Here is a 26,708-nt window from a genome sequence, read left to right on the forward strand (position 1 = left end):
AGTTAAGGTGACAAAGAGTTCGGATTTCCCTATAAAAATTATTTCTCTTTCGTTGCAACCGAATGCTCCTCATAAGAAATCCAGTCACTAAAGCTACCAGGATAAAGCTTTACATTTTTGTAACCTGCTTCTTTTAATGCTAAATAATTGGGGGAGGCCGTAATCCCTGAACCACAATAAACTATAATCTGCTTGTCTTTCTCAATTTCTGAAAACCGTTGCTTTTGCTCAACAATTGATTTAAACTTGCCTTCACTTAGAGTGTCCATCCAGACTTTATTCATTGCTCCAGGTATATGACCTGCTTTCTTATCAATCGGTTCAATCAAACCGAGATATCTCTTTTCTTCTCTTGAATCAATTAACACCACTTCATTATTCGGATGCTCAATTGCTTCTTTTACTTGTTTGTAATCGGCAACCATGTCCGTTTGAATGGTTGCTGTGAATTCACCGCGTCCAAATGACTGAACCTTGCTTTCAGTAGGATGACCTGAAGCTAGCCATTCTTTAAAGCCGCCATCTAAAATATATACTTTCTCATGACCAAAATAGTGAAACACCCACCAACAACGAGCAGCAAATGACCCTTCCCCGTTGTCATAAACGACAATTTTTGTATCATTCGTTAAACCGACCGCTTCTGCCTTTTCGACAAATTGCTCTGTTAAAGGCAGTGGATGTCTACCCCCATGCTTTTCTACTTTTGATGATAGATCTTGTTCTAGGTGAAAATAAACAGCGCCGGGAATATGACCGGTGCGATACTGCTCAAATCCTTCTTCAGGATTAGCGAGGTTAAATCTACAATCAATTACTCTCACATCATTTAGATGTTGGAAGAGCCATTCTACGTTAACTAAGCTGTTCATCCCCGTCACCCTTTCTTTTTTCAATGAGTCTTTTCACATGATCCTTAGGCTCCCAGCAATTAAACTGGTAATTAGGCTTCGTTTCATAACCTAAACGTTCACAAAAATATCTCATTCCATTTTCATTTTTAACGGCTAAGAAGTTTATACAAGTTGCACATACATGAAAGGTATTTACATCTTTCAAGCATGTCACCTCCAATGCCTTAATAGGCCCTCAGACGTTCTTCTGTTGCAACTAACTGTTCAATTGGGAAGTCTTGAGATAATGTTGCTAACAACCCTTTATAATACTCTTCTGATTCAGCAATTAAATCAGACAGTAGTTGTTGATAAACGGTTGAAAGTTTCTCATCATAATAATCTTTGAGTTGTTTAGATGATTCATGTAAATATACATCTGTTGGTTCTTGCAAGCTTTCCTCAAGACTTTCTGCCAGTAATTTTCTTTCATTCTTCTCAAAGAAGTTCTTAGGGTTTTTAAAATAACTCATTGCTTTTTTAAATGTAGTGCGATCCACGTTACTGAAAGCAGACTCAAAATTCACCCCTTCAAAAGAAGGATTTTCTGGACGACTAAAGGTTACATCGCGATTCAATTGGTTTACTTGGTTACTTCGTTTCTCGTATGTTTGTTGTAATAAATTTCCTATAAATACTTCTAGACGAATGGTCGTCGCTCGCAATTCTTGGGCAAAGTCAAATCCGAAACTTTGTAAAAAGTCCTCTAAAGCTACTTGGAGCGCTTTTTTCATATCACGGCCATCCTCTTTTAATTGTCCTGGATTAAAAGATTCTTTTAAGAAATCATTAAATCGTAAGAAAACTCTTTGTTTGATATAAAACACTAGTTCGTCCGCTTCTTGATTTAATGCTTGAGTTAATAAATCAAGATCATCTTTAGCAATCTTCTCTTTAATAATCGCTAGTTCATTCGTTAGAAGTTCTCTTTTTGCTAACTTTGCTTCTTTACTTTCTTTAGAAGATTCAATAAATGTACGCAATTGGTTCATTACTCGATTCCACTCAAGTTCAGCAGCAGATAATGAAAGTGACATCAAATCGTGATTAATGAAACGATAGAAACTTTCTTCAAAATCCTTCATTCCAGAAGAATGTTCTTCACCTGATTGTTTTTCGAATAATGCCTGTAAACTCGATAACCCATGTAAGGTTGGTCTTCTAATGCCGTATTGAATGAGCTGATCATGAACATATTGCAAGACATCGTTTTTCTCTTCTTCATCACTTGCAAGGTCAATAGCGTTGACAACAAAGAACATTTTATCAAGTTCAAACGCATCTTTAACCCGGCCCAACTGTATAAGGAACTCACGATCGGCTTTGGAGAAAGCATGATTATAGTACGTCACGAAAAGAATGGCATCTGAGTTTTTAATATAGTCAAAAGCTACTCCTGTATGACGTGCGTTAATGGAATCCGCACCTGGAGTATCAACGAGTGTAATGCCTCTGTCAGTCAATTCACATTGATAAAATACTTCAATCATCTCAACAAAACATGATTTTTCTTCTTTAGCAACATAATCTGCTAGTTCTGTGAGGTCTGTAATCACTTCTTTACCAAGCTTTTCTTGAAAATTATTATACCCTTTGGCAAAGGCCGCAAGAAAGGCAAAGTGCGTTTTTTCATGCGCATCAAAATCATGATGCTCTTTTAAAATCACATCTATCTTCCCTATAGCTTCAGTAAATGATTGTGCTTGTTGATTAAAGACTTGTAGCGAACGATTAATATCTGCAAACATGACTTTTTCACTTTTTACAAATACCTTAACGGTACCATGAGGGTACTCTGCAGTAACAGGCATAATTTTATTAATGGCAGCAGTTGTTGGATTTGGCGATACCGGCAAGATTTTTTCACCAATTAATGCGTTGGCAAACGAAGATTTTCCAGCACTAAAGGCACCAAACAAAGCAACAGTGAAACTGCGTGATTGTAGTCGGTCAGCTTTCTCTAATAGCTCTGCTGATATTTTGTGGAAACCTGGGATATCTCGTAACTCTTTTGCGGTATGCTCGAGCTTACTAATTAGAGCCTCGATATCAGCTTCATGATTATTTTCTTGGTTCATTTCTTTTTCAACAATTGAATGAGTACTCACTACTTGTTTAGTATCAACAAACTCTTCTTCACCTTCACGAATAATTTGGACATCTTCATCCTTTGGTCTCATTAACTCTTGGACGGAAGCTGAAACTTTTTTATGGTCTAGCTCTCCTGCCAATAGTTTCTTAATTTCTGCTTTTTGCTCTGATTGTTTTGCTTTAATTTCCTTTAATATACTAAGTGCCTCACCGAAACGAGCATAAGCATCCCATTCATCTTTCATTGCGAGAATTTTTTCATTAGCTAACTCTTCTAACTCTTTCAAATACAACTCTTTCCAGTTGATTATTTGTTTCTTCGTTTCTTTTTTTACAGCATCAGACACATCCCGTGTATATTGCAAAACATAATCACCTGAGAGCCTCGCCCCTTCTTTAATAGCTGTCTTTAACAGGCTTTCTGGTATATTGATATTAATGTTTTGAGCTTGTGACTGTAACTCATTATGATGTATGTGATCATCTTTTAATTTTTTTAAGAATAACTCTTTCACATGCCATTCAATTTGCGATTGGACTTTTTCCTTTAAATCGTTATATAAAAGACTTAGCCTTGTACTTCGTTCTTGTTCAGTTTTAGCCTTCGCAAATAATAGGCCCACTTTAAAGCCAGGTTGCATTGATTCTAAATAATTCTCAGCTAATTCTCTCGTTTGAAACGGCATTAAATAAGCATTATTTAAGATATCTTCCATATCATGATTCAAATCAATTTCTGCCTGATATTTTTTTTGCTGCAATGCTTGTTTATGTGACTGTAATTGTTCAATCTTTTCAAATACGAGCGCTCGTTCATCTTCAGGCAGAGCTGCTAAAATTTCCTCATTAGCTGCTATGTCATGAGCGTCTTTTTCTTCTAAGAAAATAAAATGTTCTTCAGTTAATTTCTGTAATGAGTGAAGAACAGATTGTGGTAAGAGCCTATCTCTTTGGCCAATTTGTTCGTAGATGAACTTCTGAAGAGAAGAAAAATCATTATGTGGTAACTCTGGTTTCTTCAACGATGTATAGAAGATTCTTTCAGGTTGAACGCCCCACGAGGCGAAAGAATCCTTTACACTTTCAGTAAAATGTTGAAAACTTAATTCTTCTTCTCGATGCTTATCTATTTGATTGATAATTAAGTATACTTGTTTACCCGCTGCAGTTAAGTCTTTAGTGAATAAGAAGTTGAGTTCTGATTGCACATGATTATAATCCATCACATAAAAGACCATATCAGCTAAATGTAGAGCCGACTCAGTAGCAATTCTATGCGCATCATCTGTTGAATCAATTCCTGGTGTATCCATAATAACCGTATCTTTTGGCAAATTTGTTTCCGAATGGCTAATTTCTACAGTATGAATGAGGTCTCCATCTTTACTATATTTTTTAATTTTTTCATAATCATAAGGTGCAGGATAGAGCTTTGGCATCCCTTCCTTAAGATACACCTTGGCATAATCCTCTCCAGATTTCACTTTAACTAAATTCGCACTTGTTGGGATAGGGCTGGATGGCAGTAAGTTTTCTCCCACAATTTTATTGATCATGCTCGATTTACCCGCAGAGAAATGTCCACAAAATGCAATCGCGTATTGTGAATCTCGTAATTTATAGACGAGGTCTCTTGCTCTTGAAGCAGAAACATTATCTCCATTTTGTTCAAAAAACAATGATAATGCTGCTATTCTTTCAATTAATTCATTTTGACTAAGTTGTTTACCCACTGTTTGAACCATAATTAATCCCCTTGTCACATCAATTTACTACTATTATAATTGCGCAAGCTTTTTTCCTATATAGGTATTAATATATTATAAATATGGGGTAAAGTGAACCTTTCGTTATGAAAATTGGTATTTTCACCAAAAAAAAGAAGAAGCCTCACTCACTAAGGCTTCTTCCTATATGTAATAAAGGGGTAAACGCTAATTTAAGATTTTGCTTCTGACTTTGTAACACCATTCAACACATATTTCATTACTGCACCATAAACAGCGATAGTGCCAACCACAAAAAGAGCTGTCAAATGTATCACGCCTTTCATTAATTGAGAATAAGTATCATCTTCAATTAATAATTTATCATAATCGAGAATGATTTTCAATACTAAAATAAACCTTTTTCAAATTTTTCCTATTTCTTCATCTCTCTTCATAGGAAACGCTTCTTCATATTTCGTTAATGCTTTTAATGCTTCTTCCTCAACTGGAATACGAATGGCTAAAATAAAGAAATTTAACAGAGTGAAAACCAGGGCAGTATAGTAAGCTTGAAACAATAGAGGCATAATAAGAAACTCCATTGCAACGACTGTATAGTTTGGGTGCTTTAGCCAACGGTATGGTCCTTTAGTTACCACTTTTGCTTTGGGTAAAACAATAATCTTTGTATTCCAGAACCTCCCTAAGGAAGATAACGCCCATATTCTTATCACTTGTGTGAGTATAAATAACGGCAGTAAATAATACCAATAAGGAGATAATCCTTTACCGAACACAATTACCTCAACTGTTAAAACAATAAAAAACAAACTATGTACCATAACGATTAGTGGATAATGACTTTGACCAAATTCAATGCCACCTCTTTTTTTCATCCAATCCTCATTGAATCTTGCGACGATTAACTCGATACACCGTTGAGAAATAACAAATAGAAGAAAATAAAAAAACATTTAATTCACCTCCATTTTAATAAAAGTAATTCCGAGCTAAAACCCGGCCCTAAGGCAGTTGCCAAACCTATATCATCCTTTTTTCCAAGGAGAAAAAACCTTCGCAAAACATATAATATTGTGCTTGATGACATATTGCCGAACTCCCTTAGAACGTCAAGTGAAGTGGCGGTCATCTCAGCAGGAATTTGTAAAGACGCTTGATAAGCATCAATCACTTTTTTTCCACCTGGATGAGCAATAAAATGTTGCAAATCGGTTATTTGTAATGAGAATTGATTTAAGAATGTCTGTACATTTGGCTTCAGCCAGCCTTCAATAATTGTGGGAATATCTCTTGAGAATATGACATATAAACCATCATCCTTTACGTCCCAACCCATTACATCAAGCGAATCCTTTTTTGTCGTTGATTGTGTCCCGTATATATGGGGGATGGCAGGCAATTTCTGATATTTTTGATAACCACTTTCATCACCAGCGATTAATGCACAGGCAACACCATCAGCAAATAAAGAAGTACCAACAAGATTACTCTTAGAGCGATCATTTCTTTGAAAAGTTAAACTGCATAATTCAATTGTTAATACTAAAACCTTTGCTTTTGGATAAGCTAAGCAATATTCATAAGCCCTTGATAAACCCGATGCACCACCTGCACAGCCTAAGCCCCATATTGGGATCCTTTTTGTTTGCTCAGAAAAGGGTAATAGATTCATTATTCTTGCCTCAAGCGATGGTGTAGCTAAACCTGAGCTAGTAATCGTAAAAATCGCATCTATCTCTTGATACTTAATAGGTTGATTTAGAAACTCCCTCGTTGTTAAACACTTTTCAATCGCCTCACACCCAAGTTTTACTCCCGTTTCAATGAAGGCATCATTTTTATCAGCAAAGCTATGGTCCTCTTTAAACCAATCTAGTTCTTTGGCAAAATGACGTTTTTCAATTTGTCCGTTTTGGAATACTTTTAATAAACGATCGATATCTTTGAAAGATTGCCCAAATAAGTGGCGTGCAAATGCTACCACTTCATTTTGAGTAATTTCATTTGATGGGGGTACTTCTGAGATAGATAAAATAGCTGGCATAAGGAACTCCCTTTCTGTCTATGTACGGGTATTTTTTCCTTAATAAGGATATTTATGCATTGATTGGTTTTTAATCTTTCTCGTTCATTTTTTGCATAAAAAAAAGCCGAATGAGTTATCTCATTCGGCTCAGAAAGATGTGTTTTGAAGGAGTTGCTGTGCCCTTTTATCATATCTTAAAGTGGCTCTCTTGGCATTACGCAAACTTTACCAATTATAATTGCTTATTTATTGCCTTGCTTATGCACATCAATGATAATCGTTTTATCAATGATTTGACCACAGACACGACAAACTCCTTGTTCTTTATATAGCGTTTTACAATAATCACAATAATATTGCTGCATTTGCTCACATCCAATATCTCTAATAGATTATTTTATGTAAGCTATGATGAATGTGCTTCTATTATGAAGCTTTTTTCAACTGAGATTTTGTTTCATTTTTTGGTTTATAAGAGACAAAGTAAGCTAGGCCAACAAACACAGCCCCTCCAACTACATTACCTAAAAAGGCAGGTATGATATTGCCAATGAAATCTACCCAAGTAAACGAACCTGCAAAAATCGCAGCTGGAATAACGAACATGTTGGCAACAACGTGCTGGAATCCAATCGCAACAAATGCCATAACCGGGAACCAAATAGCCAAAATTTTACCTGCAAAATCATGAGCACCATAAGCTAACCAAACAGCTAGGCATACGAGCCAGTTACAACCAATCGCTGAAACAAATGTTTGTAAGAATGTATCATCAATTTTTGCACCAGCAATCGCTACTGTTTTATCAAGGTATGGACCTGTCTCTGTTAATCCAACGACATGTCCAAAGAAATAAGCAACAAACAGTGCCCCTACAAAATTGGATAATAACACCCAAAACCAATTATTCAATAATTGCCCAAGACTAATTCTCTTTGAGAACAAAGCACTCGCAACTGACATCATGTTACCTGTAATTAATTCAGCCCCAGCCAATACTACTAATACAAGGCCTAAAGGGAAAACTGCTGCACCTAAAAACGATCCGAAACTTCCCCACTCTGCCGGTAAATTCCCAATAACACGAATGTCTAATAAAAATCCTAGTGCAATAAATGCCCCACCTAAAAAGCCTAAAACCAACAGCGACAAAAGTGGTATTTTCGTTTTTGCAACACCTGTTGCAATCGTCTGTTCCATAATTTCTTGCGGTTTACTAAATCCCATTCTAACTACCCCCTAAATAAAAAAGGCAGCACTCAGACATCCCTTACTTTTGTAAAGGATTTCAAAGAATGCTGCCTAACCCTTCTGCAATCCCCTACAGAAGTATCAGTCATCATATTTATATTGTTTGTAAAAAGAAATAAAACAGTGCTTGCCTTACTTCCATTTACCCATTGCAAACTATATGCTACCAAAAAACAAAAAATTTTACTAGACTATTTTTTATTTTTTTCGTGTAGCGAAGTATTTCTTTTTATAATAGGATTCGTTCAGGATAAGTATATATATTCATGTTGCCATTACGAATAAATCCAACAGTCGTAATTCCTAATTCCTCTGCTGAGCGCAAAGCAAACTCTGTTGGTGCAGATTTTGAGAGAATCATTTCACAACCAATTTTTGCTACCTTTAAAAGTATTTCTGAGGAGATTCTTCCTGTGAAAACAATAATCTTCCCTTTCATGCTGATGCCCTCTCTTAAACTATAACCATATATCTTATCAAGCGCATTATGCCTACCAATATCCATTCTGCTTAATAATATCCCATTTTTGTCACAAAGCGCAGCGCTATGTACACCACCTGTTTGTTTAAATGTAGTCGCAGACGCTTGTAATTGTTCCATTAACTGATTACATTCATTGACAGTTAATCGAATATTAACATCTTCCATTTTCTTAGCTGTTAATGCATCATTAACAAAAACAAAGCCTTGTCTACTCATACCACAACAAGAAGTAATATATCTTTTATTTTGGAAGTTTTGTATATAAGGATTTGTACGATCTGTTGTAACATGAACGAACCCTTCCTTTTCTTGTACCCATATATCTTTAATATGCTTGTAAGATCTTATGATACCTTCTGATGCAAGATAACCTATCACCATGTCCTCAATATATTCTGGTGTACATACCATTGTGACTAGCTCTTCTCCATTCAGCTTAACCGTTACTGCATATTCGGTAACAATGGTATCTTCCATTTTTTCAACTTTATTTCCAGTCACTCGTATGATTTTACGACTCGTTTCCACTTGCTTCATCTTTTCTCCTCTTTCTATGAATCTATGATATTTTTATCGAATACAAATACAGATATCGCCATATTCTCTTCCACTTTAATATCAGAAAACAAATGTAACAGCGTCGCACCGACCAATTCTTCCATTCCTTCTGGCGTACCTTCTGCATATACATCTTGAATCATTTTTGTTCTTGCTGAATGCACCATTTCTTTGCCATCTTCTGTACGAGAAATAAATTGTTCTGTCGGTGTGAGATTACCGTATAAAGTCGAAACGGCCATATTCTCTACAAACACTGTGTGGATTTTCTCCGGTCCCTTACCAAATAAGTCTTTTCTTAATTTACGAATGATATCATTAAACTCATGCACCATTTTTGACATCTTCTTTACCCCTTTATATAAGATTCTGTCTCAATTGTATAATCATAGTACATGCTTAAAAAAAATGAAAGGGGCTGCAAATAGGAAAAAAATTGCACGATGATTGCTTCACTGTTTCACAATACCAAAATTACCCTATTGGACTGTAATCGTTATAAGATTAAATTCATTATTGTTAAATTTAATTTTTAGCGCTATAATAACTAGTGGAATTGTTGGAGGGGTAATATTTTCATGTTGTCTCTCTATCAATGGTACTTTCTACATACTAAAAATGGTATGGATTGGTATAATAGCAAGCGTTGTTATTTAACTATTCCACCATGGATTATGCTCGCTTTTTGAAAGCGGTATAGTACATGGTGGTTTTTTTATTGGTTTAAGCAGAAACACTCACTTTATTCTCTTTAAACCATTGTTTGATCAAGTGTAAGGGGGAAACAAAATTGACTTCCAATGTAAACATTACAATTAATGGTGTGGATTATGAGGGGCATGAGGGGCAAACCATTCTCCAAATCATTAATCAAAATCAAATTGAACATCCACAGATTTGTTATTTACCAGAGGTTGACCCAATACAAACATGTGACACATGTATTGTAGAAGTAAATGGTCAACTTATGCGCTCATGCTCGACTGTAGCAGAAAGTGGTATGAGTGTTAGCTTAAGCTCCAACCGTGCCAAAGAGGCACAAACAGAAGCAATGGACCGTATTTTAGAAAACCATTTACTGTATTGTACAGTTTGTGATAATAATAACGGCAACTGTAAAGTCCATAATACAGCTGAATTATTAGAGATTGAGCATCAAAAGTATCCTTATACGCCTAAAGAAGATAAATCGGCTGTCGATATGTCGCATCCTTTCTATCGTTATGATCCAAATCAATGTATTGCCTGTGGACAATGTGTTGAGATTTGTCAAAGTCTACAAGTAAATGAAACACTTTCAATTGATTGGGAAAGAGAAAGACCAAGAGTTATTTGGGACCAAGGTGTATCCATTGATGAATCGTCATGTGTTTCATGCGGACAATGTGTAACGGTTTGTCCATGTAATGCCTTAATGGAAAAATCAATGCTCGGTAATGCAGGTTTCATGACAAAGATTGATGATGAGATCATGACACCAATGATTGACCTTGTAAAAGAAGTAGAACCGAACTATGGCACGATTTTTGCTGTATCAGAAGTTGAAGCTGCGATGCGTGAAGAAAGAATCGAAAAAACAAAAACCGTTTGTACTTTCTGTGGTGTAGGTTGTTCGTTTGAAGTATGGACAAAAGACCGTGAAATTTTGAAAGTGCAACCAAGCCACGATGCACCAGTAAATGCAATTTCCACTTGTGTCAAAGGTAAATTCGGTTGGGATTTTGTTAATTCTGAAGAGAGAATTACAAAACCATTGATTAGAAAAGAAGGTCGCTTTGTAGAAGCTAGTTGGAACGAGGCATTAGACCTTGTAGCTAGTAAACTAGGAAGTATTAAAGAAGAATTCGGCAAAGATTCAATTGGCTTTATTTCTTCTTCAAAAATTACAAATGAAGATAGCTATTCATTACAAAAATTAGCTAGACAAGTATTTGAAACGAATAATATCGATAACTGCTCTCGTTATTGCCAATCACCAGCCACTGATGGCTTATTCAGAACTGTAGGTATGGGCGGTGACGCTGGAACCATTAAAGATATTGCTGAAGCAGGTCTTGTCATTATTGTTGGTGCAAACCCAGCAGAGGGTCACCCTGTTCTTGCTACACGTGTAAAAAGAGCCCATAAATACCACGGTCAAAAGTTAATTGTCGCAGACTTGCGTAAAAATGAGATGGCTGAACGTTCTGATATATTTATAAGTCCGAAACAAGGAACAGACCAAGTTTGGTTAATGGCTGTAACCAAATACATGATCGATCAAGGTTGGCATGATGCTGAATTTATTAAGGAAAATGTCAATTACTTCGATGATTTTAATGAAGTTTTAGAGAAATATACGTTAGCATATGCTGAAGAAACGACTGGTTTATCACAATCACAAATCATCGAAATTGCCGAAATGATTCGTGATGCTGACGGTACTTGTGTCCTTTGGGGTATGGGCGTTACGCAAAATACTGGTGGTTCTGATACTTCAGCTGCTATTTCTAACCTGTTATTAGCAACAGGTAACTATCGTCGCCCAGGTGCTGGAGCTTATCCATTGCGTGGACATAACAATGTACAAGGTGCATGTGATATGGGTACCTTACCTACTTGGTTACCAGGCTATCAACATATTACCGATGATATCGCTCGTGCGAAGTTTGAGAAAGCTTACGGAGTTGAAATCTCAGGTACACCAGGTTTAGATAATATTCAAATGTTACAAGCGATTGAAAAAGATGAAATGAAAGCAATGTACCTTGTTGGTGAAGACATGGCACTTGTTGATTCGGACGCGAACCATGTAGATAAAGTACTTTCTAGTCTTGACTTCTTTGTTGTTCAGGATATATTCTTCTCTCGCACAGCTCAATACGCTGACGTTATTTTACCTGCCGCACCATCACTAGAAAAAACAGGTACATTTACAAATACTGAACGTCGTGTACAAAGATTGTACCAAGCGTTACCAACATTAGGAGACTCTAAACCTGACTGGTGGATTATTCAAGAAGTAGCTAATCGCCTAGGGGCAAATTGGACATATACACACCCTAGTGAAATCTTTGCTGAAATGGCGAGTCTTGCACCACTATTCTCTCAAGCAAGCTATGATGTACTAGAAGGTTGGGGTAGCTTCTTATGGGGAAGTCTTGATGGAGCAAGCACACCATTGTTATATGAAGATGGTTTTAACTTCCCAGACAAAAAAGCGCGTTTCGCCTTATCTGATTGGGCAGAACCTGCATATTTCCCTGAAGAATATGACCTCCATATTAATAATGGGCGTATGCTTGAACACTTCCATGAAGGAAATATGACCAATAAGTCAAGAGGCCTGACTGCAAAAGTACCAGATGTATTTGTGGAAGTATCAGAAGAACTAGCACAAGAAAGAAAACTTTCAGATGGCTCGACAGTAAGACTCGTCTCTCCATTTGGTGCAGTTAAATTGAATGTTCTAATTACAGACCGAGTGAAGAAAAACGAACTGTACTTACCAATGAATTCAGTTGATAAGGATTCTGCTATCAATTTCTTAACTGGTCCTTTATATGATAAACGAACGCGTACACCGGCTTATAAACAAACGAAAGTTCGTATGGAAATTTTAAATAACAAAGCCGGCGACAAACCATTACCAAAAACGAACCCGCGTAATAAAAAACGCAATCCACAAAACGGTGTGGAAGTTCAACGTAAATGGAATCGCGAAGGGTATGTTCATTTAACAGATCAATAAAGATTGGAGAGGTGATTCATTATGGCAGCGCCTATTACTGAAATTCATCGTGAGAGAAATGAAGCACTTGAACAAGAGCAAAAGCTTAACGAATTAAAATCATTACTCACTGAAAATGATCAAGCAGTACAAAGTATCATGGCTCTTATTGGCGAATTACAACAAGCAGGTATGCTTGATGCAGCCAATTCCATGTTAAAAGGGAAAGAACAAATTGCTAAAGTAGCACTTGGTCAAGTCACAAAAGAACCTGTAACCAACTTGATTAACACATTAATGGGTGCAACTGGTGCACTTATGCAAGCTGACCCTGAACAAACAACAAAACTCATTAAAAGTGCAGTATCAGGCATGGACGAAGGAAAAAACTTCTTACATGAAGAAAAGAAAATTGGTATTATGCAATTGGCCAAAGTTTTAAATGACCCTGATATTAATCGCGCTATTGGATTCGGTATTCATTTCCTTAAAGGCATGGGTAGGGAATTAAAAGAAGATAAATAATGCAGTAAACCTCCCACTCGATTGTTGTGGGAGGTTTTTCATTATCATTCACCCTGAGCAATATAAGTTATACAAAGAAAGATTCTCCCCCCTCTTCCTCTGGCTACATATAAAACCTAACTTATCGAGATAGAGGACTTCATCATCCTCCTTTCTTTTCTAGTTAATCGTTCACTTCCTAAAGCTATTCTTATACCATGACTTAATCTCATAGATGAGTGTCTATTTTGGTGCTCGATCTTCATTTCTGTTTTTTTCCTAAATGCTGCTAAGATTATCTACCTTATACAGCTTTGATGATCTATCATTAATCAAATACGACCGTTAGTTATCCCCCACGCAACCTCAACAAGCCCGTAAAAAAGGCTAACCCTATCAAGCTTTCAAGCCTGATTCTCTCATATGGAATCAATCCCCTTCAAATGTTTGTCAAGGTCCGTCACAGCAATGGTGGCCTTCTAAAAGGAGGTTTTATACGAAACGGGGTTTGCGCTATTTATCTTGTTGGTTCTTCTCTTTTATTGCGGGAATTGGGTTGCCCTACTTATCTTGTTGGTTCTTCTTTTTTTAGTAGCAGGGGTTAATTTCGCGCTACTCATCTTGTTGATTCTCCTCTTTTTAGTAGCGCTTTTTGGGATTACCCTACTTATCTTGTCTCTTCTTCTCTTTTTAGTCGCGCTTTTTGATTTTGCCCTACTCATCTTGTTGATTCTTCTCTTTTTAGTCGCGCTTTTTGGGGTTACCCTACTCATCTTGTCTCTTCTTCTCTTTTTAGTCGCGCTTTTTGATTTTGCCCTACTTATCTTGTCGCTTCTTCTCTTTTTAGTCGCGCTTTTTGATTTTGCCCTACTTATCTTGTTGGTTCTCCTCTTTTTAATCGCGCTTTTTGATTTTGCCCTACTTATCTTGTTGATTCTTCTCTTTTTAGTCGCGCTTTTTGATTTTACCCTACTCATCTTGTTGATTCTTCTCTTTTTAGTCGCGCATATTGGGGTTACCCTACTCATCTTGTTGATTCTTCTCTTTTTAGTCGCGCATATTGAGGTTATCCTACTCATCTTGTCGCTTCTCCTCTTTTTAGTAGCGCATTTTGGAGTTACCCTACTCATCTTGTCTCGTGCCCTTTTTTTTAGTAGCTTAAATTGATTTACGCTACTCACTTTACCCTCACATTTTAAGTAGCTCAGCTTGATTCTAATTATTGGCTTCCAAATCCAATTTACGAGGCGCTCAACTCTATTTTCTAATTTGAGTGACTTTAAAAGATACCCCCATTTTTTATCCCTACTTGGATATAAGAGCAGTTTTGTAACCTTCCATTATCTCTACTATTTTTATATCCACAATTAGTTATTTTTTTATAAAAGGCAAAATTGATAGTCTTAAATTTAGCATATCTCTCTCTTTTTCTTCATAAGCATTTTAATAGAAAGGATGGATGATATGCAAAAATCACAAGGCTATCAGTTATTTCTATTTATTAACACTACTGCTCTCTCCATTACTATTGCTTGCATTTTTTTAGCAAGTACCGTCGCACTCGTCACAATAAAGATGTCTTCTGATATTGCTAGTTCTGTCATCAATGGACCTCAATCGCATTCCATTTATCTACACTTATTAAAAAGTGCTAACCAAAGTTTTATTAGTGAGGATGCGATTGAAGAAGTGGCTATCTCTGACCTTGCTTTTAAGTTTGCAACAAGTATTACACCTGAGGATCCAAGAACATTCCTTGGTAGAGAACTTCCTTTATTCTCCTTTTTCGATGGCAAAATTCACATCGCTGGAAAAGGAACAGATTATACAACTTTACCAATTGAGTCAACAAACGTACCAATGGATAAATTAATAAAAGACAAAGAGACTATCGGAAACGATGATGATAATAACGATGACGAGCAGGAAGGAACAACTTCACCTAAAGAAAAAAATGTGTATATTTATCATTCACATAGCTATGAATCTTACCTTCCATTTATAAAAGAAGCACAAACAGCAGACGACGCTGTAAGTAATGATGAAAAGTATAATGTGATCTCAGTTGGTTCTAAACTACAAAAGGATTTACATGCTGAGGGTATCGGCGTTGAACATAACAGAACAAATATGACAGAAGCATTGCATAGTCAAGGATTACAGCATAATGATGCTTATACAAGGGCAAGAGATTTCGTTTCTGAGGCATTGGCTAGTAATAAAAACTTAACTTACATTATTGATATTCATCGAGATTCACAGAGAAAAGATGTCACTACTATTGACATTAATGGTAAAAGTTATGCTCGACTCTTCTTTGTTGTCGGTGCAGAGAGTAAGAATTACGAAAAGAATTTAAAACTGGCAGAAGATCTTAATAAAGCTGTAGAGGAAAAATACCCTGGTCTAAGTAGAGGAGTCTTAAAGAAAGATTACTCAGTAGGCAATGGTGTCTACAACCAAGACTTATCCGATCGCGCCATCCTTCTAGAAGTCGGCGGTGTCGACAATAACCGTGAAGAACTTGATAATAGTACAGATGCCTTTGCCGATATTTTTAGTGAATATTACTGGAAGCAAAAAGAAGTAGAATCTCAGTAATTAAACAGCGACTATTCATTTTGAGTAGTCGCTTTTTACTGGGGATATATTTAACTGTCACATTTCACCCTACTTACAATTGATATAGATAAAGAAATCAAAGGAATTTATAGTAGGGTTGATATAAACTTAATTATTGGGGAGATTATAAGATTCAAGTTCCGATTGGTGCAAGTGGAACGAACTCGAATTTTTAATTAAGTTGGTTAAGTAAATCGCTATTAAGCATTAATTAGTTTCTTTCATTCTTTTTTCTTAATTGACTTCATACTTATTTTAAATTTTACAAATCTGTGATGCAAATCTAATGTAATATCCCTTATAATGATAGTTGGAAACAATCGACTAATTATATTACAGAGGGGCGTATTTGAATGTTTAAAAAAATTGCTTCAGATGCATTAGGCTTATCAGATATCGGAAAAATTATAAAACCAGAGGATTTTGATAAAACACAATCAGATGATTTTGTACGTCATGAAGATAATGAAAAAATCTATTTTCTTATCATGACGAAAAGTGATGAATATTGCTTTACTAACTTAGGTTTAATTCATATTGATGGACAAAACGCAATCTCTTCAAAAAGAGTCATGAAGCGTTATCCTTACTTCCAATTTGACGTCAGTGACGTAAAGTTAGAAACTGCTGGTAAAATTGACTTAGATGTAGAGATTAAATTTAATCTTGGTAGTATCCCATTCAGTATTGATGTTGATAAAAAACAAGTAGATGAATTGAAAGATTTATATAAAGCCTTATTATATATTGCTGAAAAAGTGTATGAAAACAAAATTATGTTAAAAATGGCCAATGATAGTCTTGATAAAGCTGTGCAAGTTCTACATAATTCGAGAATCGGTGAACAAGATCTAGCAAAACAATTCCAAGCACTCACGGAATTTTCATTTAATTGGCTTGACTCAAGTAAAAATCAACTACATGAAAAAGACTTCGGTTCAGTGTTCGAAAAATACATTAATAACTAAACAGAAAAGGTTCTTGCCGATTATAGATGAAACAAAAGGCAAAGGCATGTCGTTTATACTTTCTTATGTATCAGCAGTTCGTAGTACATATCTAATAAAACGAGTTTTGCTCGAATATCTTGCATTTCCTTTAGATGTACGAGCAAATCCCTTTTGACGATTTCTCTCTCGATGAACGAGCAATCCTTTTTTCCTCTGCTATCATCCATTTTTATATCAAAGACGAATAATCAAATCGACTTTTAATGAATCGGATTTGAACCGCCTTTTTTTGAAGAAAAGAAAAGCAGCTGACTTGAATATCAGCTGCTTTCCATTACCTATTAAGAAGCTTTCGCTTGCTCAACTTCCTCTTCATTTACTCCATTCTTTTTGCCAAGCATATTAAAAACGATATTTAAAATAATTGCCGTTAAACTCCCAACCACAATTCCGCTTTCAGTAATTATACGGATATTTTCTGGTAGATTCGCAAAGATCGTTGGAACAAATGTAACCCCTACACCTAGCCCAACAGAACAAGCGATAATGAGTAGATTTTCTTGTGAGTTAAAGTCTACTTTGCTTAACATTTTAATTCCTGATGCTATAACCATACCAAACATAGCAAGCATGGCTCCACCCAGCACAGAAGATGGGATAACTGTTGTTAAGGCACCGATTTTAGGTACTAACCCTAAAATGACTAAAAATGCACCAGCAACATAAATAACATTTTTGGTCTTTACACCTGATAATTGAATTAAACCTACATTTTGCGAAAAAGTTGTGTATGGAAATGCGTTAAAAATACCACCAAAGACGATCGCTAATCCTTCTGCACGATAACCGTTTGCTAAGTCTTTATCTTTTAATTTTTTATTCGTAATATCACCTAATGCGAAATATACACCCGTAGATTCGACAAGGCTGACCATTGCCACGAGAATCATTGTAAGAATCGGAATCAAATCAAATGTAGGCATTCCGAAATAAAATGGCTGTGGCATATGGAAGAATGACGCCTCGCCAACCGCTGAAAAATTCACTTTCCCCATGATAGAAGCAATAATCGTTCCGACAATAATACCAATTAAAATCGAAATAGCACGTACAAAGCCTTTTGTAAACTTATACAAAACTAAGATAACAAGAAGCGTTGTAAAAGCTAAGATAACATTTTCCGTTGAACCAAAATCTGGGCTACCTTCCCCGCCAGCCATATTATTCATAGCTACAGGAACTAAAGTTAATCCGATAATTGTCACAACTGATCCTGTTACAACAGGAGGGAAAAATCTAACCAATTTACCAAAGAAAGTAGCAACCAATATTACAAACAATCCAGAAACAAGAATGGCACCATAAATGGATGTAATACCATAGTTTCCGCCGATTGTAATCATCGGCCCTACTGCTGTAAATGTACAACCTAGGACAACAGGCAAACCGATACCAAAAAATTTATTCTTCCAAACTTGCAATAATGTCGCAATCCCACACATCATAATATCAATTGATACAAGATAGGTTAATTGCTCTGCTGTTAAACCTAGGGCACCACCAACAATCAATGGGACAATAACTGCTCCAGCGTACATGGCCAGCACATGTTGTATTCCTAGGGAAGCTAATTTCAACGGATTTTGATTCATTTTGAGGATTCCTCCATCTCTTCAACTTGTGTAAAAGTAACCTTGCTATTCGCAAGTGATTGAACAATTGCTAAAGATTCAACTTTATAACCTTTTTCGCGTAATTGTTTTCCTCCATCTTGGAATCCCTTTTCAATGACAATGCCCATACCAGCGATAGATGCTTTCGCTTGGTCCACGATATCCGCTAAGCCTAGAGCTGCCTGCCCATTTGCTAAGAAGTCATCAATAATTAACAGACGGTCATTTTCACTTATAAATTTTTGCGATACTGAAATCTCATTGGTTTCTTGTTTTGTAAATGAATACACCTCTGCAGTTAACAAATCATTAACCAATGTCAAGGATTTTCTCTTCCTAGCAAAGACAACAGGTACATTCAAATATAATCCAGTCATGACAGCTGGAGCAATTCCTGAAGATTCTAATGTAAGTATCTTCGTCACGCCTTCTTCTTTAAACCGAGCTGCAAATTCTTTGCCTATTTCTAACATAAGCTCAGGATCAATTTGGTGATTAAGAAAAGAATCTACCTTCAAAACAGTATCTGAAAGTACTTTTCCTTCTTGTTTGATTTTTTCTTTAAGCAGCTCCATAATTATCCCCCTTGGCTATAATACAAAAAACCTAAAAGTCATCCGCTTCACTTTCAACTTGAGTGCAGCAAGGACCTTTAGGTTTTAAAGGTGTGGAAACAAGAGCAGATAAAGACTACTCCTCCACTTGCTCACCCATAGTCAAATAATTTACGGTTATTCGGTAGAAACTCGCGGACCATATTTCCGCTATTATATGAATGACAACTATTAAGTTATTTAATTTGAATTACTATCATTATATCATGCGACTTCAAAAATTCAATAGGATAATGATAGAAAAAACGAACAATAGAGAATTTCATGTAATTATCATTCGTATATTATTGGTAATTTTCTAAAATCTCATTTTCCGTTACTCCGTTTATATAAAGAAATAACCATGATAAAAATGTTCCCTTCCCTTAAAATCATCTTTACTCTTGATATTTCTGTAAACAATATCATTTCTAACAAAAAAACATCTAAGCCTACTTCAATGAATAGGTTCAGATGTTTAAATATCTTAATAATCGTCATTATTGGGTGATTTCATCGCTTGTATAGCGCTTCCTTTTCTTTTGCGGTAAGTTCACCACAACAACTGAACTGACAATAAACAGGGCACCCACTACTTGTAACCAAACAAGGCTTTCATTAAATAATAATACACCCATTATTGTAGCAACCACAGGTTCAACTGTGGAAATGACTGCGGCTGTACTTCCTTCTGTTTTCTCTAACCCTTTTGTATAAAGAATATAAGCAAGTACTGTTGGTATAAGCCCTAGGCCAACACTTAAAAGCATGACATCAGTTTGCATGAAGAGTGTACTTTTCTCCCACAAACTTGTTATTGGTATAAGCACAACAGCTGCGATAATAAAAGTAAAAAATGTTACGGCAAACGGAGAATAGCGGTTGAGCGCAAATTTACCAAATATTGTATAAAGCGCATAACCAATACCTGAGCCTAAACCAGTAATTATACCTAAAATGGTTATTTGACTCTCTCCTAAAGCTAAGCCTGCAATTAATATACAACCTGCCATTGTCATAATAACGGCGATAATTTTATTTATTGTCATTTTCTCTTTTAAAAACATAAATGATAGAATCGTTACAAATGCAGGTGCTGTATAAAGAAATATAACTGCCATGGAAATACTCATCTCACTCATTGTCGTGAAATAACAAAAATTGAATAACACGATGCTACAAATGCCTGTACCCAGGAAGTACCGTACATCACCTACAGCGTGTAACTTCATCTCTTGGCGATAATGGATAACACCTATCAGCAATAAAAATAAAACAGCAAAAATAGCGCGAATCGCTACGATTTCCATTGAAGTGAAACCAGCAGAAGCTAATCCCTTCACAAATAAGCCAATAATTCCCCATAAACTTGCTCCAGCCGCAATCATTATAAAGGGCAGAATACGTTTCATCTTCCACTCCCCGTTTCTAGCGATATCTAGTTTAGTTGATAAATTGCACGATACTTATCTGTTAAATAATCAATAAGATATTGTACATTTAAGCCTTCTCCAGTTGCTGATTGAATGATTTCTAATGGCTCTTTCATACGCCCGTAGCGATGGACATTCTCAGTTAACCACTCTCTAATAGGGGTAAGATTGCCCTCTTCTAATAATTGATCAAACTCAGGTATACTCTTCAACATACTTTGTTTTAATTGTGCTGCGTACATATAGCCTAACGCGTAAGATGGGAAATATCCAAAGCTTCCGCCTGCCCAATGAACGTCCTGCAACACACCCTCAGCATCAGTTTTAGGGGTAACCCCTAAATATTCTTCATATTTTTCATTCCATAGCTGTGGTAAATCCTTCACTTCTATTTCATCATTAAATATTGCCTTTTCTAATTCATAGCGAATCATAATATGAAGTGGGTAGGTTAATTCATCCGCCTCAATACGAATCAAAGATGGCTTAGATTCATTAATTGCACGATAAAATTCATCTAAGGTAATGCGGTCAAATTGGTCTGGGGCATATTGATTGAGCAGTTCAAAATTATGTTCCCAGAACCCTTGATGACGACTAACAAAATTTTCGTAAAACAGTGATTGCGATTCATGGATTCCCATTGATGCGCCATCACAAAGAAGTGTATCTACCAACTCCTTAGAAATATTTTGCTCATATATGGCGTGTCCACCTTCATGAATCGTACCAAATACAGCCATGCGAAAATCATTCTCGTCATATCTCGTTGTAATACGGACATCTCCAGGATTAATACCAGTGGCGAATGGATGTACCGTATCATCTAGACGACCTGCATCAAAATCATAACCCATTTGATCAAGAATTTGCAGTGTGAATTCCTTTTGTTTTGCCTTCGGGAAAGTATCATAAAGGAAATCTGTACTTGGTTTATTCAGTGAGTCAGCGATGTCTTTCACTAATGGAACAATCGATTGACGTAACTTACCAAACACTTCATCTAAGGTTTTTACTGTCATCCCTGGTTCATATTGATCTAATAATGTATCGTATTTATGTTCTTTATATCCCCAGTAACCGATAAAACGTTTATTATAATACACAAGTTTTTCTAAATAGGGTAAAAACATTGCGAAATCAGACTTTTCTCGCGCTTCTTCCCAAATCGTTTCTGCATGTGCTTGAATTGTAACATATTCTTTATATTCATCTGCAGGTATTTTCTTGTTTAAGTCATACTCTTTCTTACATTCTTCTACCAATCTATTTGTCCGTTCTGAAAGACTCTCTTTTGCCTCTTTATTACTTAGTTTTCCTATGTATGCTGCCATCTCCTCGCTCGTTGACATTGCAAATAATTCAGAAGATAACATACTGATCGTTTCAGATCGTTGCTCGGCACCTTTTCTCGGCGCACCGGTTCTTAAATCCCAGTACATGAGTGAAACAGCCTCTTTATAAGCCATCATTTTTTTAACAAACGCTAAAAACTCTTTTTCAATGCTTAACATCGTCGCATTCATCTTCGTCTTTCCCCCTTCTTATTTCTAGGTTTATTTTAGCATATTCCTTTCTATAAAACTTGTTGTTTAATATCACTATATTGGCCTAACAGCGCTTCATTCTCAATTAACCATTTGTTTTTTCGCTTAATTTTAAGAAAAAAACTATTCATATATAATAAAAATCAACCAGTAGAATCAAAAAAAGAGAGACCAGACAAGTCTCTCCTTTTTCATTTTTACCGTATATTCACTTCCACAGGAAGTATTTTAAACACTTTATCTTTCACATCTCCAGGTTGATCATCTTCTAGTAATATATGCACTGTACCATGATCCTCATTTGTACGAATAAGACGGCCAATTCCTTGTCTCATGCGCAACAACATATAAGGCATGTCCACCTCTTCAAAAGCCTTACTTGTTTGTTCTCTTTTTGATTGGAACACTGGGTCATTAGGTGGAAAAGGTAATGAATAGATAAAGACATTTTCAAGCGATGCACCAGGAATATCCAGCCCTTCCCATAAATGAACCGACGCAAGAATGGACTGCTCTTCATTTTGGAATTTTGAAACGAGTGTACTGATTTCTGCTTCACCTTCAAAATAAATCGGGTAGGTAAGTTTTCCTTCTGCATAGTCTTTAAACAATGCTAACTCTTCTTTCTTTGAAAAAAGAAGTAAACTACCACCTTGCACTTTATTTAATTGCGCAATCATATAATCCATTTTTTGTTGATGGTCGCCTGTCTCAAAGAATGGTGCCAAGGCAGTCATATTATTTTCGTAATCAAATGGTGATTCTACTGTGAAGGAAAGAAAATCATCCACACCTAAGCTTTTCGCAATATAGTTAAACGATTGGTCTTCAGATAAAGTTGCTGATGAAAAGATAAAAGGAATGTTCTGAGAGAATACTTCCTCTCTCATAATTTCTTCTACCAATCTCGGCATAATGATCAATGTTCTTTCTTCTTTTTCTTCTTCAAACCAGGCGATACCACTTTGGTCTTTAATAAATAGTGATAAAGAATAGGATATCTGCTCAAGATACTCTTCAACAACCTTTAGTTCGTATTCATTAATGACATACATTTCACTCTCAAACACGAGTTCTTCTTCTAGCTGACTAATATGGGCAAATAGTTTTTTCGCCTCGTCTATTAAAGCTTTCTCTCGTTTAATCATTTGTTTTTCAGAGCCTGTAATTTTCTCAGTCGTTTGTGATAGTATGCGAAAGAACATTTCACTTTGGTAAATTGTATCTTCAATTGTATGCAATGTTTTTTCACGTACATCGTTCGCCATTAATCTCGTTAATAAAGACTCTAAAATTTGTTCAGTTAGTCGATAAGTTAAAGCTTTTTGAGCAGCATATTCTAACAAATGTCCTTCATCAAAGACAACACTTGAAGCTTCTGGCAATAGTGGTAGCTGTCCTTCTCGCTTCCTTGATTCCTTTGTCCAAATATGTTCCATATAAAAATCATGCGAGCAAATAATGATGTCTGTTGATTGGCGATAATGGTCTCGATGCAATGTTTGTCCACAACGGTGACGTTTTTCACAAGTGAAACAATCTTGCAAAGAGTCCCAACCAATCTGCTCCCATTGATCATCAGTCAGCTCCGGATAGCTTTTGCGATCACCATAAGGAGTAAACTTTTTCATCGAGACATTTTCCTCAACAAAAGATGGGAGGCTTTCGTGTACATCCATAAAGATATCATCACTATCAATCGATGCTAGCTGTTTATCCAGCTTATTCAAACATAAATATTGCTCTCTTGATTTAGCTAAACGAACATCGATATTTAAATTTAAAGCTTTCTCTAACTTGGCAATATCTCCTTCTGGCTTTACTAACTGTTCAATTAACGTTTCATCAGCACAAGCAATAATCGCAGGCTGGTGGCGGTACCGCGCGTAACAAAGGGCATATAATAAATAGACTATGGTTTTTCCTGTTCCCACTCCTGCTTCAGCAAATACGACCTTTCGATCTTTCATCGCATTTTCTAATTGGAAGGCCATATAAATTTGTTCATCGCGTATATCAAATCCACTCTCTGGAAGTAGATCATAGAATACATCACCAATCCAATCCCCAAGTTTCTCGTAGAATGATTCTGTTTTTTCAACCGTAAACGGCATCTGACTCTGTTGCATGACGTTCCCCCGTTTTCTTCTTTTATGAACCCTATTGTAGCAAAAAAAAGTCGAAACCCCTCAATCATACAAGGTTTCGATAAGCGATTACTATCTCTTTAATTTATTTTTGATAATGAATACGATAATGCATGCCTAATTTCTTGTTGGGCAGATTGCAATTTTTTTAGTGCATCACTATCTTTCATTTGATCTGTTGATATCGCTTGTATAGATCCATCAATTGCTTGCATTATTTTGTGAAAATCAATTTGCGTATCTTTCATTATCATGACCTCCATGAACCATTCGATATATGTATTCTATTCACTTTTATGGCATCATATACCTGCTTTAAAAAGAGAAATACAATCATAAATCTCATGGAGAGTCCATTAATTATTGCGTGGAGGTCGCTTGCCCCAATATTGATAGTAGTCTGTTTTAATAAACCCATTAAAAAGTTTTCTTTTCTTTGTTGCAGGTTTTCCAAACACTTGTTCAAATTCTTCATCAGAAGTAAGGATATAAATAGACCATGTATCAAGTAAAGACAAAGCTTCACCCATTTCTTTATACATTCTTTGGACTGCTGGTTTATCACCTAACCGCTCACCATATGGCGGATTTCCTACAATGACACCGTAGTCCTTTGTTGTTGTAAAATCACGTACTTGCATCTGTTTAAATTGCACAAGATCGCCAAGTCCCGCTTCAAAAGCATTCTCTTCAGCAATTTTCACCATTCGATGATCGATATCCGTTCCAGTAATGTCTAGTGGTTGATCATAATTAGCAAGATCTTCCGCTTCCATTCTTACCTCATCCCAAACTTTAGTAGGGATAATGCCCCAACCTTCTGAAACAAATTCTCTGTTAAAACCAGGAGCGATATTCTGACCTATTAAAGCAGCTTCAATAGGTATCGTTCCTGACCCGCAAAAAGGATCGACAAATGGTTTGTCTGGATGCCAATTAGTAAGCATGATCAGTGAAGCTGCTAAAGTTTCCTTTATTGGCGCTTCACCTTGTCCAGTTCGATAACCTCTTTTATGCAATCCACTTCCACTCGTATCGATTGTTATTGTTGCTACATCCTTAAGAAGAGCCACTTCAATCTTGTACAATGGGCCATTCTCATCTAACCAACCATTTGTTTTATAATGATGCCTCAATCGTTCGACAATCGCTTTTTTTACAATTCCTTGACAATCAGGAACACTGAATAGTTTGGACTTAACGGATTTACCCGAAACAGGAAACTCTGCATTTTCCGGAAGAAATGCTTCCCATGGTAAAGCCTTTGTTTTCTCAAATAATTCATCAAAAGTTTTTGCTTTAAATTCTCCCACTTTGATTTTGATACGATCAGCAGTTCTTAACCACATATTGCTTCGTGCAATCGCATGCGCATCACCTTCAAAAGTGATTTTTCCATTATCAACTTGACATTCATAGCCAAGCGCACGAACTTCCTTGGCTACAAGTGCCTCTAGCCCCATTGCAGAGGTGGCAATCAATTGAAATTTAGACACAACGTTCATCCTTTTATCTCTTATTCGGTCTCGCTTAACAGCAAGTTTATTAAGTCTAAGCATATAATTTCGTTTATTAAAGTACACCTAATTAACTGATTTCTATTCTTTAATTGAAAGAAAAGCTCTCCTTATAATAGGAGAGCCTATAATTTCTTTTTTTACATTAATTCCGTTCTGTAAGCCATGTTTTGTTCTACGTACTACAAACGGCAATGTATTGCCTCGTACATAGTGGTAATCATCTATCTACAGACGAATACGCCTGTCCTTCCTATCAGTTCATTTCCTTTAGGAAAGTGCCCCTACCATAATTTGGGTTTCTCACTCGCGGGGTTTACCTCGTTCCACTCTTCTCATTTCTGAGAAGACTTCGTCACTGTGGCACTTTTATAGGTATTCATACCCTATCTTTAAAAAGACTTAGGTATTTTCCCTGCCGTCAACTGTTAAAGTTGCCCTAGCTTATGTCTTCGCCAGGCACGAACACTACTGGCATCTCAGCCTGTGTGAGCATGGACTTTCCTCTACAATTTAAAAAATTGCAGCGATTACCCGAACGTTATTAATGATACAACGAATATTATATGTAATATTCTTATGAATAGCAAGGGCTTTTTTGAAAGTCACTAATGTTTAATTAATCGTACAATTTACTCCCAAATACATGCTTCTCTAAATTTGATAACCTTTTAAGGATATCAAAATTTGTTGTACCAGCTGGTTGAGAAGCTGCTTGAGGTCTTTTATTATTAGACTCCTCAAGTTCTTTTCTTAATTTCAAGTTTTCATGTTGTAATTCTTCAATTTCAGTGTGGAAGGTTTCATAATCTTTAATAATTAAATCTAAAAACTTATCTACATCTTCAGGTTTGTAGCCTCTCATGGCGGTTTTAAATTCTTTTTCTAATATATCCTTACTCGTTAATTTTACTTTATCAGATAGCATTATACTCACCTCTAGTATCGCCAATAGTATTCTTTATTTTTTCAAATAACAA

Annotated in this window: 22 protein-coding genes, 1 other RNA gene and 1 riboswitch; of the genes, 4 read left to right on the forward strand and 19 right to left on the reverse strand. The window is 36.1% G+C overall.

What is annotated here, in order from left to right; all coding sequences use genetic code 11:
• Positions 1-38: 38 nt before the first annotated feature.
• The 9 genes from MKY26_RS08690 to MKY26_RS08730 form a co-directional block, all read right to left on the reverse strand.
• Positions 39-872: a sulfurtransferase gene (locus MKY26_RS08690; protein ID WP_341095675.1), complete on the reverse strand. Its 834-nt coding sequence runs from the start codon at positions 870-872 to the stop codon at positions 39-41.
• Positions 856-1,059, reverse strand: a complete 204-nt coding sequence (locus tag MKY26_RS08695) for a hypothetical protein (RefSeq protein ID WP_341095680.1) — start codon at positions 1,057-1,059, stop codon at positions 856-858. Before MKY26_RS08695 ends, MKY26_RS08690 begins: the two co-directional genes overlap by 17 nt.
• A gap of 19 nt (positions 1,060-1,078) precedes the next feature.
• Positions 1,079-4,729, reverse strand: coding sequence for a dynamin family protein (locus tag MKY26_RS08700; RefSeq protein ID WP_341095690.1), 3,651 nt, complete (start codon positions 4,727-4,729; stop codon positions 1,079-1,081).
• A 194-nt stretch (positions 4,730-4,923) separates the two neighbouring features.
• A complete protein-coding gene (locus MKY26_RS08705; protein ID WP_157733949.1) occupies positions 4,924-5,097 on the reverse strand; it encodes a hypothetical protein in 174 nt (57 codons plus the stop codon).
• An 18-nt stretch (positions 5,098-5,115) separates the two neighbouring features.
• Positions 5,116-5,667, reverse strand: coding sequence for an isoprenylcysteine carboxyl methyltransferase family protein (locus tag MKY26_RS08710; protein ID WP_095372824.1), 552 nt, complete (start codon positions 5,665-5,667; stop codon positions 5,116-5,118).
• A 5-nt stretch (positions 5,668-5,672) separates the two neighbouring features.
• The gene (locus MKY26_RS08715; RefSeq protein ID WP_095372823.1) at positions 5,673-6,758 is read right to left on the reverse strand and encodes a type III polyketide synthase; all 1,086 of its coding nucleotides are present in this window, start codon (positions 6,756-6,758) and stop codon (positions 5,673-5,675) included.
• Between the two features lie 408 nt (positions 6,759-7,166).
• Positions 7,167-7,967 (reverse strand): formate/nitrite transporter family protein, encoded by an 801-nt coding sequence (locus MKY26_RS08720; protein WP_095372822.1) that lies wholly within the window; start codon positions 7,965-7,967, stop codon positions 7,167-7,169.
• Positions 7,968-8,220: 253 nt separating this feature from the next.
• On the reverse strand, positions 8,221-9,012 hold the full coding sequence (gene fdhD, locus MKY26_RS08725; protein WP_095372821.1) for a formate dehydrogenase accessory sulfurtransferase FdhD: 792 nt from the start codon (positions 9,010-9,012) through the stop codon (positions 8,221-8,223).
• 14 nt (positions 9,013-9,026) lie between these two features.
• On the reverse strand, positions 9,027-9,377 hold the full coding sequence (locus MKY26_RS08730) for a DUF2294 domain-containing protein (protein WP_095372820.1): 351 nt from the start codon (positions 9,375-9,377) through the stop codon (positions 9,027-9,029).
• A gap of 446 nt (positions 9,378-9,823) precedes the next feature.
• Between MKY26_RS08730 and fdhF the strand changes: the two genes are divergently transcribed.
• Both fdhF and MKY26_RS08740 read left to right on the forward strand, forming a co-directional pair.
• Positions 9,824-12,763 (forward strand): formate dehydrogenase subunit alpha, encoded by a 2,940-nt coding sequence (gene fdhF / locus MKY26_RS08735; protein WP_095372819.1) that lies wholly within the window; start codon positions 9,824-9,826, stop codon positions 12,761-12,763.
• 21 nt (positions 12,764-12,784) lie between these two features.
• On the forward strand, positions 12,785-13,267 hold the full coding sequence (locus tag MKY26_RS08740) for a DUF1641 domain-containing protein (RefSeq protein WP_095372818.1): 483 nt from the start codon (positions 12,785-12,787) through the stop codon (positions 13,265-13,267).
• A 518-nt stretch (positions 13,268-13,785) separates the two neighbouring features.
• Here MKY26_RS08740 and MKY26_RS08745 read toward each other — a convergent pair.
• Positions 13,786-14,376 carry a hypothetical protein gene (locus tag MKY26_RS08745; RefSeq protein WP_341095728.1) on the reverse strand — a complete coding sequence of 197 codons (591 nt, stop codon included), beginning with the start codon at positions 14,374-14,376 and terminating at the stop codon, positions 13,786-13,788.
• A 334-nt stretch (positions 14,377-14,710) separates the two neighbouring features.
• Here MKY26_RS08745 and spoIIP point away from each other — a divergent pair, with 334 nt between their 5' ends.
• Both spoIIP and MKY26_RS08755 read left to right on the forward strand, forming a co-directional pair.
• On the forward strand, positions 14,711-15,847 hold the full coding sequence (spoIIP, locus tag MKY26_RS08750; RefSeq protein WP_157733948.1) for a stage II sporulation protein P: 1,137 nt from the start codon (positions 14,711-14,713) through the stop codon (positions 15,845-15,847).
• 374 nt (positions 15,848-16,221) lie between these two features.
• The gene (locus tag MKY26_RS08755) at positions 16,222-16,836 is read left to right on the forward strand and encodes a PH domain-containing protein (protein WP_095372815.1); all 615 of its coding nucleotides are present in this window, start codon (positions 16,222-16,224) and stop codon (positions 16,834-16,836) included.
• 323 nt (positions 16,837-17,159) lie between these two features.
• Here MKY26_RS08755 and MKY26_RS08760 read toward each other — a convergent pair whose 3' ends face one another.
• From MKY26_RS08760 to gpsB, 9 genes are all read right to left on the reverse strand, one after another.
• The gene (locus MKY26_RS08760) at positions 17,160-18,470 is read right to left on the reverse strand and encodes a nucleobase:cation symporter-2 family protein (protein ID WP_095372814.1); all 1,311 of its coding nucleotides are present in this window, start codon (positions 18,468-18,470) and stop codon (positions 17,160-17,162) included.
• On the reverse strand, positions 18,467-19,066 hold the full coding sequence (locus MKY26_RS08765) for a xanthine phosphoribosyltransferase (protein WP_095372813.1): 600 nt from the start codon (positions 19,064-19,066) through the stop codon (positions 18,467-18,469). Before MKY26_RS08765 ends, MKY26_RS08760 begins: the two co-directional genes overlap by 4 nt.
• Before the next feature lie 118 nt (positions 19,067-19,184).
• A riboswitch (purine riboswitch) is annotated at positions 19,185-19,286 on the reverse strand.
• Positions 19,287-19,584: 298 nt separating this feature from the next.
• Positions 19,585-20,496, reverse strand: a complete 912-nt coding sequence (locus MKY26_RS08770; RefSeq protein ID WP_322909544.1) for a DMT family transporter — start codon at positions 20,494-20,496, stop codon at positions 19,585-19,587.
• Between the two features lie 26 nt (positions 20,497-20,522).
• Positions 20,523-22,043, reverse strand: coding sequence for a carboxypeptidase M32 (locus MKY26_RS08775; protein ID WP_095372811.1), 1,521 nt, complete (start codon positions 22,041-22,043; stop codon positions 20,523-20,525).
• A 218-nt stretch (positions 22,044-22,261) separates the two neighbouring features.
• On the reverse strand, positions 22,262-24,193 hold the full coding sequence (locus MKY26_RS08780) for an ATP-dependent DNA helicase (RefSeq protein ID WP_328197633.1): 1,932 nt from the start codon (positions 24,191-24,193) through the stop codon (positions 22,262-22,264).
• Positions 24,194-24,291: 98 nt separating this feature from the next.
• The gene (locus MKY26_RS08785) at positions 24,292-24,459 is read right to left on the reverse strand and encodes a hypothetical protein (protein ID WP_157733946.1); all 168 of its coding nucleotides are present in this window, start codon (positions 24,457-24,459) and stop codon (positions 24,292-24,294) included.
• A gap of 108 nt (positions 24,460-24,567) precedes the next feature.
• Positions 24,568-25,716 (reverse strand): THUMP domain-containing class I SAM-dependent RNA methyltransferase, encoded by a 1,149-nt coding sequence (locus tag MKY26_RS08790; protein ID WP_285840841.1) that lies wholly within the window; start codon positions 25,714-25,716, stop codon positions 24,568-24,570.
• 166 nt (positions 25,717-25,882) lie between these two features.
• An RNA gene (gene rnpB, locus MKY26_RS08795) (RNase P RNA component class B) lies at positions 25,883-26,270 on the reverse strand.
• 77 nt (positions 26,271-26,347) lie between these two features.
• A complete protein-coding gene (gene gpsB, locus MKY26_RS08800; RefSeq protein WP_095372809.1) occupies positions 26,348-26,656 on the reverse strand; it encodes a cell division regulator GpsB in 309 nt (102 codons plus the stop codon).
• Between the last annotated feature and the right edge of the window lie 52 nt (positions 26,657-26,708).

Origin of the sequence: Cytobacillus sp. FSL R7-0680 (assembly GCF_038009245.1) — a bacterium.
Classification (GTDB): Bacteria; Bacillota; Bacilli; order Bacillales; family Cytobacillaceae; genus Cytobacillus; species Cytobacillus kochii.

Bases quoted from the DNA above. Each gene is read 5' to 3' on its own strand.
- MKY26_RS08690 (WP_341095675.1), bottom strand. From the start codon at position 872: ATGAACAGCTTAGTTAACGTAGAATGGCTCTTCCAACATCTAAATGAT.
- MKY26_RS08700 (WP_341095690.1), bottom strand. From the start codon at position 4,729: ATGGTTCAAACAGTGGGTAAACAACTTAGTCAAAATGAATTAATTGAA.
- MKY26_RS08710 (WP_095372824.1), bottom strand. From the start codon at position 5,667: ATGTTTTTTTATTTTCTTCTATTTGTTATTTCTCAACGGTGTATCGAG.
- MKY26_RS08715 (WP_095372823.1), bottom strand. From the start codon at position 6,758: ATGCCAGCTATTTTATCTATCTCAGAAGTACCCCCATCAAATGAAATT.
- MKY26_RS08720 (WP_095372822.1), bottom strand. From the start codon at position 7,967: ATGGGATTTAGTAAACCGCAAGAAATTATGGAACAGACGATTGCAACA.
- fdhD (WP_095372821.1), bottom strand. From the start codon at position 9,012: ATGAAGCAAGTGGAAACGAGTCGTAAAATCATACGAGTGACTGGAAAT.
- MKY26_RS08730 (WP_095372820.1), bottom strand. From the start codon at position 9,377: ATGTCAAAAATGGTGCATGAGTTTAATGATATCATTCGTAAATTAAGA.
- MKY26_RS08740 (WP_095372818.1), top strand. From the start codon at position 12,785: ATGGCAGCGCCTATTACTGAAATTCATCGTGAGAGAAATGAAGCACTT.
- MKY26_RS08745 (WP_341095728.1), bottom strand. From the start codon at position 14,376: ATGAGTAGGGTAACTCCAAAATGCGCTACTAAAAAGAGGAGAAGCGAC.
- spoIIP (WP_157733948.1), top strand. From the start codon at position 14,711: ATGCAAAAATCACAAGGCTATCAGTTATTTCTATTTATTAACACTACT.
- MKY26_RS08755 (WP_095372815.1), top strand. From the start codon at position 16,222: ATGTTTAAAAAAATTGCTTCAGATGCATTAGGCTTATCAGATATCGGA.
- MKY26_RS08760 (WP_095372814.1), bottom strand. From the start codon at position 18,470: ATGAATCAAAATCCGTTGAAATTAGCTTCCCTAGGAATACAACATGTG.
- MKY26_RS08765 (WP_095372813.1), bottom strand. From the start codon at position 19,066: ATGGAGCTGCTTAAAGAAAAAATCAAACAAGAAGGAAAAGTACTTTCA.
- MKY26_RS08770 (WP_322909544.1), bottom strand. From the start codon at position 20,496: ATGAAACGTATTCTGCCCTTTATAATGATTGCGGCTGGAGCAAGTTTA.
- MKY26_RS08775 (WP_095372811.1), bottom strand. From the start codon at position 22,043: ATGAATGCGACGATGTTAAGCATTGAAAAAGAGTTTTTAGCGTTTGTT.
- MKY26_RS08780 (WP_328197633.1), bottom strand. From the start codon at position 24,193: ATGCAACAGAGTCAGATGCCGTTTACGGTTGAAAAAACAGAATCATTC.
- MKY26_RS08785 (WP_157733946.1), bottom strand. From the start codon at position 24,459: ATGAAAGATACGCAAATTGATTTTCACAAAATAATGCAAGCAATTGAT.
- MKY26_RS08790 (WP_285840841.1), bottom strand. From the start codon at position 25,716: ATGAACGTTGTGTCTAAATTTCAATTGATTGCCACCTCTGCAATGGGG.
- gpsB (WP_095372809.1), bottom strand. From the start codon at position 26,656: ATGCTATCTGATAAAGTAAAATTAACGAGTAAGGATATATTAGAAAAA.